The 13477-nt window shown below is 65.7% G+C and carries 14 protein-coding genes; 12 read left to right on the forward strand and 2 right to left on the reverse strand.

Features of this window, described 5'->3' with window-relative positions; all coding sequences use genetic code 11:
* The first annotated feature begins 44 nt into the window (after nucleotides 1-44).
* Complete coding sequence (locus tag HG421_RS12090) at nucleotides 45-641, forward strand: DUF1439 domain-containing protein (protein WP_169706583.1); 597 nt, start codon at nucleotides 45-47, stop codon at nucleotides 639-641.
* A gap of 140 nt (nucleotides 642-781) precedes the next feature.
* On the opposite strand, the gene HG421_RS12095 is transcribed toward HG421_RS12090, so the two are convergent.
* Entirely contained in the window at nucleotides 782-1324 is a 543-nt protein-coding gene (locus HG421_RS12095; protein WP_169706584.1) for a type 1 glutamine amidotransferase domain-containing protein, read from the reverse strand.
* Between the two features lie 105 nt (nucleotides 1325-1429).
* Nucleotides 1430-1897: an SET domain-containing protein gene (locus HG421_RS12100; protein ID WP_104543498.1), complete on the reverse strand. Its 468-nt coding sequence runs from the start codon at nucleotides 1895-1897 to the stop codon at nucleotides 1430-1432.
* A gap of 174 nt (nucleotides 1898-2071) precedes the next feature.
* Here HG421_RS12100 and HG421_RS12105 point away from each other — a divergent pair, with 174 nt between their 5' ends.
* The 11 genes from HG421_RS12105 (at nucleotide 2072) to HG421_RS12155 (ending at nucleotide 13472) form a co-directional block, all read left to right on the forward strand.
* Nucleotides 2072-2530 carry an SUF system Fe-S cluster assembly regulator gene (locus HG421_RS12105; protein WP_029218812.1) on the forward strand — a complete coding sequence of 153 codons (459 nt, stop codon included), beginning with the start codon at nucleotides 2072-2074 and terminating at the stop codon, nucleotides 2528-2530.
* Between the two features lie 15 nt (nucleotides 2531-2545).
* Nucleotides 2546-4003: a Fe-S cluster assembly protein SufB gene (gene sufB / locus HG421_RS12110; protein WP_169706585.1), complete on the forward strand. Its 1458-nt coding sequence runs from the start codon at nucleotides 2546-2548 to the stop codon at nucleotides 4001-4003.
* A 257-nt stretch (nucleotides 4004-4260) separates the two neighbouring features.
* Nucleotides 4261-5025 carry a Fe-S cluster assembly ATPase SufC gene (sufC, locus tag HG421_RS12115; protein WP_169706586.1) on the forward strand — a complete coding sequence of 255 codons (765 nt, stop codon included), beginning with the start codon at nucleotides 4261-4263 and terminating at the stop codon, nucleotides 5023-5025.
* Nucleotides 5025-6287 (forward strand): Fe-S cluster assembly protein SufD, encoded by a 1263-nt coding sequence (gene sufD / locus HG421_RS12120; protein ID WP_169706587.1) that lies wholly within the window; start codon nucleotides 5025-5027, stop codon nucleotides 6285-6287. The genes sufC and sufD overlap by 1 nt, the downstream gene beginning before the upstream one ends.
* Entirely contained in the window at nucleotides 6284-7528 is a 1245-nt protein-coding gene (locus HG421_RS12125) for a cysteine desulfurase (protein WP_169706588.1), read from the forward strand. The genes sufD and HG421_RS12125 overlap by 4 nt, the downstream gene beginning before the upstream one ends.
* Nucleotides 7529-7828: 300 nt before the next feature.
* On the forward strand, nucleotides 7829-8368 hold the full coding sequence (locus HG421_RS12130) for a GNAT family N-acetyltransferase (RefSeq protein ID WP_169706589.1): 540 nt from the start codon (nucleotides 7829-7831) through the stop codon (nucleotides 8366-8368).
* Entirely contained in the window at nucleotides 8365-8694 is a 330-nt protein-coding gene (locus HG421_RS12135) for a non-heme iron oxygenase ferredoxin subunit (protein WP_169706590.1), read from the forward strand. The genes HG421_RS12130 and HG421_RS12135 overlap by 4 nt, the downstream gene beginning before the upstream one ends.
* 339 nt (nucleotides 8695-9033) lie before the next feature.
* On the forward strand, nucleotides 9034-11352 hold the full coding sequence (locus HG421_RS12140; protein ID WP_169706591.1) for a TonB-dependent receptor: 2319 nt from the start codon (nucleotides 9034-9036) through the stop codon (nucleotides 11350-11352).
* A 48-nt stretch (nucleotides 11353-11400) separates the two neighbouring features.
* Nucleotides 11401-12087 (forward strand): Fe2+-dependent dioxygenase, encoded by a 687-nt coding sequence (locus HG421_RS12145; protein ID WP_169706592.1) that lies wholly within the window; start codon nucleotides 11401-11403, stop codon nucleotides 12085-12087.
* Complete coding sequence (locus HG421_RS12150) at nucleotides 12080-12826, forward strand: tetratricopeptide repeat protein (RefSeq protein ID WP_169706593.1); 747 nt, start codon at nucleotides 12080-12082, stop codon at nucleotides 12824-12826. The genes HG421_RS12145 and HG421_RS12150 overlap by 8 nt, the downstream gene beginning before the upstream one ends.
* Nucleotides 12827-12833: 7 nt before the next feature.
* The gene (locus HG421_RS12155; RefSeq protein WP_169706594.1) at nucleotides 12834-13472 is read left to right on the forward strand and encodes a PepSY-associated TM helix domain-containing protein; all 639 of its coding nucleotides are present in this window, start codon (nucleotides 12834-12836) and stop codon (nucleotides 13470-13472) included.
* The last annotated feature ends 5 nt before the right edge of the window (nucleotides 13473-13477 follow it).

Below are 13477 nucleotides of genomic sequence, written 5' to 3' on the forward strand. Positions count from 1 at the left end.
CCGACACGGGCTAAGGTTGTCTCACCCGTTGCCGGAGTCACTCGATGAAACTGCGTTCGCTTGCCGGATCCGCGCTCGCCCTTGCCTTGGCACTGCCTGTCAGCGGCGCGTGGGCGGCGCCACAGATCCAGGGACACCAGATCAGCGTGCAGGCCAGCGATCTGCAGCAGTATCTAGGTGGCCGCTTCCCGCAGACGCATGACGCGCTCGGCGGGCTGATCGAAATGACGGTCAGCAACCCGGCGCTGTCGCTGCCGCCAGGCGACCGGATGAAGATGGCGTTCGACCTGGCGGTTGCCACCGCAGGCGCTGCGCCGGCGCCGGTTGGCAATGTCACCTTGACCAGTGCGCTGCGTTACGACACTGCCAAGCAAGGCATTTACCTGGACCAACCCAGCATCGACGATTTCCGCCCGGCCAACGCCGGTGCGAAGCTCGACCACAGTACCCGTCAGCTGCTCAATACCTGGCTGGCCGACTATGCGCGCAAGGAACCGATCTACCGCATCGACCCGGCGATCGCTGCCGTCATGGGCGCGGTGCAGGTGGAGTCGGTGGGAATCCAGAACGGGCGCGTGGCCGTCAACTTCAACCAGAACATCGAGCAACTGGTGCCGGCGGCGGCGCTATCGGGAAAATAGGCTGCTCGCATCATGTGTGAACCAGGCAAGACCGCCAGGTGCGACGCAACAAGCGCCTACACGAAGGCCCGACGCGATAGCGCCGGGCCTTCCCTCAACAGATGCATGCGTATGCCATCAGTGCCTTTGCAACTTCAGCCTTACGCAGTCAGCGCTTTGGCAACCGCGGCGCTGAAGGCGGGAATGTCATCAGGCTTGCGACTGGTGATCAACTGACCGTCCACCACCACTTCTGCGTCCTGCCAGCGCGCGCCAGCGTTGCTCAGATCGGTCTTGACCGACGGCCACGACGTGACATTACGGTCGCGAACCAGGTCGCTTTCCAGCAACAGCCACGGCCCATGGCAGATCGCGGCAACCGGCTTGTTCGCCGTGGCACATGCACGAATGAAGCTGATCGCCTGCGCATCGGTACGCAAGGTATCGGGATTGAGCACACCGCCGGGCAGCACCAGCGCGTCGTAGTCTTGCGCCGTCGCCTTGTCCAGCGCACGGTCCACCGCCACCGACTGGCCCCAATCGGTGTGATCCCAGGCGCGGATCTTGTCCGCATCGCCCGGCGCGATCACCTCGACCTTGGCGCCCCAGGATTCCAGCAGGCGCTTGGGTTCCAGCAGTTCGGACTGTTCGAAGCCATCGGTGGCCAGCACCGCGATGGTCTTGCCAGAGAGCGAATACGACATGGGTAGGCTCCTTACTGAAAGAAGCCCGCACCGTAGGCAGCGTGGCGTTGCGCACCCGTGAACCGATGTATGCGTCGCGTCAGCGCGCAACGCGCCTGCACAGGCTCAGCGCTTGGGCTGCAGCATCGTGCCGGTGCAGTTCTTGGAGCCGCAACGGCATTCCCAGATCTTCTTCAGCCGTGGCGTATGCCGTTCACTCAGGGTGATGCCGTAGTTATAGGTCAGCTCTTCGCCGGGCTTGATGGCGCGCTTGGCCTCGATGAAGATCTTGTCCTTGCTGCGGTCATCACCCTCGGCCTCCTCGATCACCGCTTCGCAATTGGGATTGCAGCTGTGGTTGATCCAGCGCGCGACATTGCCCTCGTAGTTGGCATCCAGGACGTAATCGTCGCTGAGCGTAAACAGGAAGGTGTGCCCACTCTCCACATCGCCAGTGTCGTCGGCATCCACTTCGGCATGCGTGCGCAGGCGGCCCTTGTACTGGATGATCCGCTCACCCTTGCGGAGCGGGGCGAGGGCGAACATGCCGTTGCCGTGGATACGTGACTTGCGGGCGGCAACTTTGCGCGACATGTAAGGGTCCGGTGATGGGGCCGCTCATTGTGACTGCAGCGCGCCCGGGCGCCAAGCACAAGCGCGCCAACGCCGGCAATGGAGTGCGCTTGCTGCTGGCTGAACCGGGCGGTTGGCCCTGTTGCGCGCAAAAGCGTACAATTTCGGTCCGCTTTCGGATTTTCCCGCCCGCTCATGCTGCGCGTCACCAAACTCACCGATTACGCCACTGTCGTGCTGACCGTGCTGGCTGCACGCAGCGAGCAGGTGCTCAGTGCCAGCGAGCTGGCCGAGCAGGCCGGCCTGGAAGCGCCGACCGTGAGCAAGATCCTCAAGCCGTTGTCGCAGGCCGGCCTGGTCGAAGGCCTGCGTGGCGTACATGGCGGCTACCGGCTCGCGCGCGCGGCCAGCGAGATCACCCTGGTGGAAATCGTCGAGGCAATGGAAGGCCCGCTGGCGATCACCGAATGCAGCCAGGACCACAGCCAGTGCGGCATCGCGCAGACCTGCGGGGTGCGCTCCAACTGGCGCCTGATCAACGACGTGGTGGGCGATGCCCTGCGCCGCGTGACGCTGGCGCAGATGCTGCAGCCCCTCTCCCTCCCTGGCGACAGCCGCCGGCGTTCCATCGCCGCGCGCGTCGCGACCACCTGACCTGTAGGCAGCCCGATGGCCACCGAACTTGCTCCTCCGCAGAATGCGCAGATCCTCGAACGGCTGGGCCGGCGTTACGACGCCGGCTTCGTCACCGAGATCGAATCCGATTCGCTCCCGCCCGGCCTGGACGAAGATGTCATCCGTGCGCTGTCGGCCAAGAAAGACGAGCCGCAGTGGATGACCGACTGGCGCCTGGAGGCCTACCGTCATTGGCTGAAAATGCCGATGCCGGAGTGGGCGAAGCTGCAGATCGCGCCGATCGATTTCCAGGCGCTGAGCTATTACTCCGCACCCAAGGGCCCGAAATACGCCTCGCTGGACGAGGTGCCCAAGGAATTGCTGGACACCTACGACAAGCTGGGCGTGCCCCTGCACGAGCGCGCCAAGCTGGCCGGGGTCGCCGTGGATGCGGTATTCGATTCGGTCTCGGTCGGCACCACCTTCCGCAAGGAGCTGGCCGACAAGGGCGTGATCTTCTGTTCGATGTCCGAGGCCATCAAGGAGCACCCGGAGATCGTCAGGCAGTACCTGGGCAGCGTGGTGCCGGTCGGCGACAACTACTTCGCCGCGCTCAACTCGGCGGTGTTCTCCGATGGCAGCTTCGTGTTCATTCCCAAGGGCGTGCGCTGCCCGATGGAACTGAGTACCTACTTCCGCATCAATGCCGGCCATACCGGCCAGTTCGAGCGCACCTTGATCGTGTGCGAGGACAATGCCTATGTGTCGTACCTGGAAGGCTGCACCGCGCCGATGCGCGACGAGAACCAGCTGCATGCGGCGGTCGTCGAGCTGGTGACGCTGGAAGATGCAGAAATCAAGTATTCCACCGTGCAGAACTGGTACCCGGGCGACGAGGAAGGCCGCGGCGGCATCTACAACTTCGTCACCAAGCGTGCCGAATGCCGTGGCGCGCGCAGCAAGGTGACCTGGACCCAGGTCGAAACCGGCTCGGCGATCACATGGAAGTATCCGTCGTGCGTGCTGCTAGGCGACGATTCGGTGGGCGAATTCCATTCGGTCGCGCTGACCCACCACCGTCAGCAGGCCGACACCGGCACCAAGATGATCCACATCGGCAAGCGCACCAAGAGCAAGATCGTCAGCAAGGGCATCAGTGCCGGACGTGGCCAGAACACCTATCGCGGCCAGGTCAAGGTGGACCGCAATGCCGATGGCGCGCGCAACTACACGCAGTGCGATTCGCTGTTGATCGGCAAGCAATGCGGCGCGCATACCTTCCCTTATATCGAGGTGAAGAACCCGGGCGCCACCGTCGAGCACGAGGCCACCACCTCCAAGATCAGCGACGACCAGCTGTTCTATTGCCGCGCGCGCGGCATCAGCCAGGAAGATGCGGTGTCGCTGATTGTCGACGGCTTCTGCAAGCAGGTCTTCCGCGAACTGCCGATGGAGTTCGCGGTGGAAGCCAAGAAGCTGCTGGAAGTCTCGCTGGAAGGCAGCGTCGGCTGACGTTTATTCCTTCTCCCCCAGGGAGAAGGTGGCGCGAAGCGCCGGATGAGGGGCGCCAAGAAGATCCTCGAAAGATTGACCATGACAAACGCGTCGCCACGCGCCAGCCAGGGTGAATTGTCGAAGAGCTTCGGACGCTCACTTCAATGGCGCGTGGCGACGCGTTCATTAGTCGCTGAGGCTTTCAAGTTGCTTGCGGCGCCCCTCACCCCAACCCCTCTCCCGGCGGGAGAGGGGCTCAATCACTGGACACGACTATGCTCAACATTAAAAATCTCCACGCCAGCATCGCCGGCAAAGACATCCTCAAGGGCCTGTCGCTGGATATCCAGCCCGGCCAGGTGCACGCCATCATGGGGCCCAACGGCGCCGGCAAGTCCACGCTGGGCAATGTGCTGGCCGGGCGCGATGGCTACGAGGTCGGCGAAGGCAGCGTGCAGTTCGACGGCAAGGATCTGCTCGACCTGCCGCCGGAAGAACGCGCCGCCGCCGGCCTGTTCCTGGCCTTCCAGTACCCGGTGGAAATCCCCGGCGTCAACAACACCTATTTCCTGCGCGCCGCGCTCAATGCGCAGCGCAAGGCGCGTGGCGAAGACGAGCTGGATTCGATGCAGTTCCTCAAGCTGGTGCGGCAGAAGCTGGCCGTACTGCATCTGAAGGACGAGCTGTTGCACCGCGGCGTCAACGAAGGCTTCTCCGGTGGCGAGAAGAAGCGCAACGAGATCTTCCAGCTGGCCGTGCTCGAACCCAAGCTCGCCATCCTGGACGAGACCGATTCCGGCCTGGACATCGATGCGCTCAAGAGCGTGGCCGACGGCGTCAATGCGTTGCGTTCGCCGGAGCGCTCGTTCCTGGTCATCACCCACTACCAGCGCCTGCTCGACTACATCAAGCCGGACGTGGTGCATGTGCTGGCCGAAGGCCGCATCGTGCAGAGCGGCGGCCCGGAGCTGGCGCTGGAGCTGGAAAAGCATGGTTACCACTTCCTGAAGGACCGCGTGGTGCCCGAGGTTGCCGCCTGATGAGCGCGCTGCTTGATTCCCTGGCGCGTGGTTTCTGCGGTGATGACAGCCGCCGCGCCGAACTCGATGCCGCCCTGCACAGCGGCCTGCCCGGCCCGCGCGCCGAAGCATGGAAGTACACCTCGCTACGGCAACTGGAACGGCGCAGCTTCCAGCCCGCGCCGCTGGTACCGACGCTGATCGATGCCGCCGCGCTGGACGAGATTCCGTCGCCGCGTCTGGTCTTCGTCAACGGGCGGCCATCGCAGGCACTGAGCGATCTGTCGACCTTGCCCGATGGCGTGCAGCTGAGCACCTTGTCCGCGTTGCCGGCTGAAAGCGGCCAGGCGCAACAACTGCTCGGCCGACGCTTCGACGGCAGCGACGAGATCTTTGCCCGCCTCAATGCCGCACTCGCCGATGAAGGCGTGCTGGTACAGGTGCAGGACGCTGCGCAGATCGCGCTGCCGTTGCATCTGGTGTTCGTCAGCGTGGCCGGCGAACACGACCTGGCCTGGCATCACCGGCATTTGATCGAATTGCGTGCCGGCGCGTCGTTGAACGTGGTCGAACACCACCTGCATGTCGGCGATGCGGCGCACCTGGCCAACAGCTTGATGCATGTGCACCTGGCGCAGAACGCGGTGTTGTCGCATGCACGCGTGCAGGCCGACAGCGCGCAGGCGACCTCACTGCTGCGCACCGACGCCGTGCTCGCGCGCGATGCACGCTACCAGCGCGTGGATCTGGAACTGGGCGCCGGCTTGTCGCGGCACGAACTCAACGTGCGCCTGGAAGGCAGCAACGCCCGGCTCACCGCCAATGGCGTGCTGCTGGGCAATGGCCGCCGCCATGTCGACACCCGCCTGGGCATCGAACACATCGCCCGCGATACCGTCTGTGAGCTGGTATGGCGCGGCGTGGGGGCCGATCGCAGCCGCGTGGTCTTCCATGGCGGCATCCGCATCCGCCCCGGTGCCGACGGTACCGATGCGCGGCTGTCCAACAAGAACCTGCTGCTCTCGTCCAACGCCGAAATCGACACCCAGCCGGTGCTGGTGATCGACGCCGAAGAAGTCCAGGCCGCACATGGCGCCACCGTCGGCCAGCTCGACGACAACGCCTTGTTCTACCTGCGTTCGCGCGGCCTGCCGCAGGCGCAGGCGCAGCGGTTGCTGAGCGCCGCGTTCTGCCACGAGCCGTTACGGGTATTGCCGGACGCGCTGACCGCGGTGCTGGCGCTGCAGCTGGACCGCGCCCTGAATTCGGCGGGCGTGGCATGAACATGCCGGCCGTTCCGCAGCACGCCGCGCCCGATTGGGAGCGCGTGCGCTCCGATTTCCCGCTGCTGATGCGGCAGGTGCACGGCAAGCCGCTGATCTATTTCGACAATGCCAACACCGGGCAAAAGCCGCTCCAGGTCATTGCGGCCACCGACGAGTTCTATCGCCGGCAGAACGCCAATGTCAGCCGCGCAGTGCATGCGCTGGGAACCGAGGCAACCGATGCGTTCGAAGGCGCGCGCAGCAGGCTGGCGCGCTTTCTCAACGTGCGCGCCGACGAGCTGGTGCTGTGCAGCGGCACCACGTTCGCGATCAACCTGGTGGCTTACTCGTGGGCACTGCCGCGGCTGGGCCCGGGCGATGTGATCCTTATCTCGCGCATGGAGCACCACGCCAACATCGTGCCGTGGCAGCTGGTGGCCCAGCGCACCGGCGCCAGCATCCGCGTGGCCGAGATCACGCCCGATGGTGCCCTGGATCTGGAGGCACTGCGCAAGGCGATGACCCCCGAGGTCAAGCTGCTCGCCGTCACGCATGTATCCAACGTATTGGGGACGGTGAACCCGGTGCGCGAGATCTGCCGCGACGCGCGCAAGCGCGGCATCGTCACCGTGGTGGACGGCTCGCAGGCGGCGCCGCACCGGCGTATCGACGTGGCAGCGATCGGCTGCGACTTCTATGCCATCACCGGCCACAAGATGTGCGGCCCCACTGGCACCGGTGCGCTGTGGGCGCGCCGCGAACACCTGCAGGCGATGCCGCCGTTTTTAGGCGGCGGCGAGATGATCAAGGAAGTCAGCTTCGAGGGCACCGTGTTCAACGATGCCCCGCACAAGTTCGAGGCCGGCACGCCCAATATCGCCGGCTTCGTGGGCCTGGGTGCGGCAGTGGACTATCTGGACACCCTTGGTCTAGCGCATGTGGAAGCCCGCGAGGCGGAACTGCTGGCGCACTTGACCGAGGAGCTGCAGCGCATCGACGGCCTGCGCATTTTCGGCACCACGCCCGACAAGGCAGCGGTGGTGTCGTTCCTGGTCGAAGGCGCCCACGCGCACGACCTGGCCACCCTGCTCGACCTGGAAGGCGTGGCCATCCGCTCCGGCCAGCATTGTGCGCATCCGCTGCTGCAGTTCTACAACGTGGCCGCCACCTGCCGCGCGTCGCTGGCGTTCTACAACACCCACGACGAGATCGAGCGGTTTGTTGCTGCACTGAAGAAGGTGCGGACGCTGCTCGGGTAAGTGGCAGACCCTTCAATTCTCTGCGCTGCTGCAGTTCCTTCTCCCGCTGGGACATTGTCCTCCTTTATGGAGGAGAAGGTGCCCCGCAGGGGCGGATGAGGGTACGTGCGAAGCCTGGCGTAGTTCGACTGCGCGAGCGCTTCGCTCCGTACCCTCACCCCAACCCCTCTCCCGACGGGAGAGGGGCTTGCTCAACGGATCCTGCGCACACCGAGCCAACCGGCGTGCATCTCTGATGCAGCCGACCAAGCACCAGCGAATCCCGATTCCCGAATCCCGATTCCCGCTAAACTGCCCCACATGCAGACCACCACCTTCCGCACCGCCACCGTCGATGACATCGACGCCCTTGTCCAGCTGGTGACTTCTGCCTATCGCGGCGACAGCAGCCGTGCGGGCTGGACCACCGAGGCCGATATCCTCGATGGGGCCCGTATCGATCCGGCCGTGCTGCGCCAGGACATCCTGCGCGAACGCAGCCTGGTGCTGCTGGTCGAACAGGATGGCCGCCTGCTGGCCTGCGCGCATATCGCCGACGACGACGGCACCGGGTATTTCGGCATGTTCGCGGTCGATCCGTCGCTGCAGGGCAGCGGGCTGGGCAAGACCCTGCTGGCCGAAGGCGAGCGCATCGTGTCCACCGAGTGGGCACTGCCGTTGATCCGTATGACCGTGATCGACGTCCGGCACGAGCTGATCGCCTTCTACGAACGCCGCGGCTACCGCCGTACCGGTGTCTTCAAGCCCTTCCCGTATGGCGACGAACGCTTCGGCGTCCCGCTGCGCCAGGATCTGCGCTTCGAAGTCCTGGAAAAGCACTTCGAGCACGCCACGCCGTGAGCGAGACCTGGACCTTCGTCTGCGCCAGCGACGCGCTGCTGCCCGGCGAGCTGCAGACCGTGTGGGATGAAGTGACCGACGCGCCCATCGTGGTGTTCAACCTCGACGGCGCGCTGTATGCACTGGAAGACCGCTGCAGCCACGAGGACTACGAGCTGTCGCCCGGCAGCTTCGACCCGGTGGCAGGCACCATCGAATGCCAGTTGCATAGCGCCCGGTTCGATATCCGCGACGGGCGCCCGTTGTGCGCGCCTGCCTACACCGCCGTAGCCAAGTTCCCGGTCAAGCGCGAACACGACGGCATCTGGACCCGCGACGATCGCTGAGGCGGTAGCCACCCCAACCACCGTCCCACGCTGGAGTCTGCCGATGGCGCTGGCGACGTGTACCATCGGTCGGCGAAGATTGCAAAAAAGAATGATTTGCATTTAATATCGCAACCCTTCAGGTGTTCTTAACATCTGACCTGCCCTGCGATCCCATGCGTCCAGCCTTGTCCGACACCGTCGCTCTGCGTTCACCGGAGCTGCGCTTTCCAGCGCGGCGCGGCATCGCATGCGGTGAACGACTACCGGTCGCGACGGGCTGGCAGCGGTAGGCAGACCCTCCCGCATCCGCCGAGCCATCGCCAGGCCGGAGCATCGTTTTCCTTTTCGAGATGTCTCATGACTCCCAGGATTTCCCCGCTCACCTCGGCCGTGCTGTTGACCTTGTCCGCTCCCGCGTTCGCCCAGCCTGGCGATGCGCCCGCGCCTCCGGGCGCGGTGGATCTGGATGCGATCCGGGTGCAGCAGGAACGCGCGCAGAAGCCGTCCTCGCCCAAGTACACCGAGGCGCTGCGCGACACGCCGCAGACCATCACCGTGGTCACCAAGCAGACCATGGACCAGCAGAACCTGCTCTCGCTGCGCGATGTGCTCAGCACCCTGCCCGGCATCACCTTCGGTGCGGGCGAAGGCGGCGGCGGCTATGGCGACAGCATCAACCTGCGCGGCTTCACCGCCAGCAGCGACATCACCACCGACGGGGTGCGCGACAGCGCGCAGTACAGCCGCAGCGACACCTTCAACCTGGAAGCGGTGGAACTGATCAACGGCGCCAACTCGGCCATGTCCGGTGCCGGCTCGGTCGGCGGCAACATCAACCTGGTGACCAAGACCGCCGGCCAGGGCGATTTCACCAACGTGCTGGTCGGCGGCGGCAGCGACCGTTATGGCCGCCTCACCGTCGACAGCAACCAGGATTTCGACAATGGCACCGCGGTGCGTCTGAACGCCATGGGCCACACCCAGGACGTGCCGGGCCGCGATGAGGAATTCCGCCATCGCTGGGGCTTCGCGCCGTCGGTGGCCTTCGGCCTGGGCTCGGACACCCGCTTCACGCTGAGCTACCTGCACCAACACGACAACAACCTGCCGCAGTACGGCGTGCCGTTCGCGCTCAGTCCGTTCAACGATGGCCCGCTGCCGGGCGTGGACCCGGAGACCTTCTTCGGCTATCGCAACACCTCGCGTCAGGAGATCGACGTGGACATGCTGACCGGCGTGCTGGACATGGATTTCAGCGACACCTTCAAGCTGCGCAGCCTGGCGCGCCTGCAGCGGGTGGACCAGTTCCTCAACGCCACCGCCCTGCAGGGCACCTGGTGCCTGCCCAACGGCACCGACCCATACACCGGGCGTGCCTGCGTCGGCCAGCCGCCGGCGACCTGGAACCCGAACAGCGGCCCGCGCGGGTTGGTGCGCGACACCGAGAACTTCATCGCGCACAGCCAGACCGACCTGACCGCAACCCTGCACACCGGTGCCATCGAGCACCGCGTCGTCGCCGGCGTTGCCTTCAGCAAGGAAGACTTCGAACTGGACAGCGGCACCACCTTCCGCAACGCCGACGGCTCCACCACCGGCATCACCTATCCGCAGCAGTCCTTCGACAACCCGTACAACATCTGGACCGGCCCGCAGAACTACTTCCGCACCGGCCGCAGCAAGGGCAGCCTGACCAATCAGGCCGTGTACCTGTTCGATACGCTGCAGTTCAACGAGCAGTGGATGCTCAATCTCGGTGGCCGCTACGAGCACAACGAAGGCGATAGCACCAACTACACCGTCAACGCGGCCGGCGATGTCACCGGCGTTGCGGCCGGCTTCCCGGCGGGCAACGAAGAAGACCTGTTCTCCTACCGCGCAGGCCTGGTGTTCAAGCCGGCGGACAATGCCAGCCTGTACGTGTCCTACGCCAACAGCAAGACCCCGTCCAAGGCCTCGGTCAACGGCTCCTGCACGCCGGTCGCCACCGCCACTGCCGGTGCCAACTGCAATGTCGCGCCGGAAACGGCGGTCAACATCGAACTGGGCGGCAAGTGGGACGTGCTGGATGAGCGCCTGGCGCTGACCGCGGCGGTGTTCCGCAACGAGCGCGAAAACTATCGGGTCAACAGCGGCGACCCGCTGATTCCCGAGCAGGTCCTGGACGGCAAGGCGCGCGTGGACGGTATCGCACTTGGCGCGGCCGGCTACCTGACCGACCGCTGGTCGATCTTCGCCAACTACACCTTCCTGGACAGCGAGGTGCTGCAGAGCGTCTCCAATCGCACCGAAAGCCTCACCGGCGACCCGGTCGCCGGACGCGAACTGGTGCAGACCCCGCGCAATGCCGGCAATGTCTGGACCACCTACACGCTGGATCGCTGGATCTTCGGCTACGGCATCACCTACCAGGGCGGCTTCTACCCGAACAACGCCTCGACTGCGGCCTATATCAAGACCGACGACTACTGGGTGCACCGTGCGATGGTCGGCCTGCGCGTCAACGATTGGCTCAGCCTGCAGTTGAACGTGAACAACCTGTTCGACGAGGAGTACTACACCAGCGTGCGCAACAACCTCACCGTCAATGCCGCCGGTACCGTCACTGCCGGCAATGGCTGGGCGATTCCCGGCGAAGGGCGCTCGGCGGTATTGAACGCCACCTTCAGCTTCTGACCTAGCAGGACGCCGTCCTCCGCGTGCGGACGGCGTGGAGACCACCGCATGCTGCTGCCCATTCCCGATGTCCTCGATGCCACGCAACTGGGCGCATTACGTGCGCGGCTGGACGCAGCCGACTGGGCCGATGGCCGCATCACCGCCGGCCACCAGTCCGCGCAAGCCAAGGACAATGCGCAGCTGCCCGAAGACAGCGCGCTTGCGCGCGAGGCCAGCGCCTTGGTGCTGGAGGCGCTGTCGCGCAGCAGTACGTTCTTTTCCGCCGTCCTGCCACGGCGGATCTATCCGCCGTTGTTCAATCGCTATAGCGGCGGGCAATCGTTCGGGTATCACGTGGACAACGCGGTGCGCTACGACCGCAGCCGTGGTGGCGCCGAGCCGGTGCGTACCGATGTTTCCGGCACGCTGTTCCTCAGCGACCCGGACAGCTACGATGGCGGCGAGCTGGTGATCGAAGACACCTACGGCACGCAGTCGGTCAAGCTGCCCGCCGGGCATCTGGTGATCTACCCCGGCACCAGCCTGCACAAGGTCAACCCGGTCACCCGCGGCACGCGCGTGGCGGCATTCTTCTGGACCCAGAGCATGCTGCGCGATGCGGCGCAGCGCCGGCTGTTGTTCGAACTGGATGTCTCGATTCGGCGGCTGACGCAGGACACGCCGGGGCACCCGTCGCTGATCCAGCTCACCGGCGTGTATCACAACCTGTTGCGGCAGTGGGCCGATGTCTGAGCCCGCGCCGGATCCCGCACGGCTGCGCACGCAGCCCGAGCAGGCCATCGCCTCGCTGCGCAGGGCCGCAGCCGGCCAGGACAGCGCTGCGCAGCTGCTGCTCGCACAGCTGTATGCCGAAGGACGCGGCGTCCCGGCCGATCCGGCCACGGCGATGCTGTGGTACGAAGTGGCCGCCAATGCCGGGCAGCCGGTAGCCATGAACCAACTCGGCCGCTGCCATGAGCTGGGCTTCGGCACGCCCGTCAACGAGGCACTGGCGGCGCTGTGGTACCGCCGCGCCGCCGACCATGGGCTGGACTGGGGCATGTACAACCTGGCGCATCTGCATGCCTCCGGACGCGGAGTGGCACAGGACCAGACGCAGGCCCTGGCGCTGTATCGCCAGGCCGCCGAACGCGGGCATGCCAAGTCGATGAACTTCCTGGCGCGCTACCTCGACCAGGGCCTGGCCTGCACCGCCGACCCGCATGCCGCGCGCGACTGGTATCGCAGGTCTGCCGAGGCCGGCGACTTCCGCGGCCAGGCCAGCTACGCCACCGTGCTGGCCGATGCGGGCGCGCTCGATCAAGCCGAGCGGTGGATGCGCCGCGCCATCGCCGGTGGGCATGCCGGCTTCCTGCGCCAGCTCACCGCCCTGCTCGGCAACGCGCCGCAGCCGCGCCTGCGTGCGCTGCTGGAGGAGGTGACGGCGCGGCAATCGCAGTTGCAGGCAACCGCCGTTGCGGTCACGGCCTGAGCACCGCATGTCGCGACCTGCCGCCACCACTGCCAGTGCCCAGCAACGCCGCGGATTCTGGCTGCGCATGCTGCATCAATGGCACTGGATCAGCTCGGCGCTGTGCCTGATCGGCATGCTGCTGTTTACGATCACCGGGCTGACCCTCAATCACGCTGCGCGGATCGAAGCCAGCCCATCCACCGAGCAACGCACGCTCACCCTGCCAGCTGCCTTGTTGAAGACCCTGGGCAGCCGGCAGGACGGCGATGCACCGCTGCCGCCCCGCGTGGCGCAGTGGCTTGGACGCCAGCTCGATATCAGCATCGGTGCGCGCAACGGCGAATGGTCCGCAGACGAGGTGTATGTCGCGCTTCCGCGCCCCGGTGGCGATGCCTGGCTGAGCCTGGACCGCAACACCGGCGCGATCGAATACGAGCGCACCTCGCGTGGCTGGGTCGCCTATCTCAACGACCTGCACAAGGGCCGCAACGCCGGGCCGGCGTGGGGCTGGTTCATCGACGTGTTCGCCATCGCCTGCCTGGTGTTCTGCATCACCGGGCTGTTCCTGCTGCATCTGCATGCGCGTCAGCGCCGCATGACCTGGCCGCTGGTCGGCCTGGGCCTGTTGATCCCGCTACTGCTTGCCCTGCTGTTGATCCACTGACCCTT

This window comes from Xanthomonas campestris pv. badrii, assembly GCF_012848175.1.
Lineage (GTDB): Bacteria > Pseudomonadota > Gammaproteobacteria > Xanthomonadales > Xanthomonadaceae > Xanthomonas > Xanthomonas campestris_C.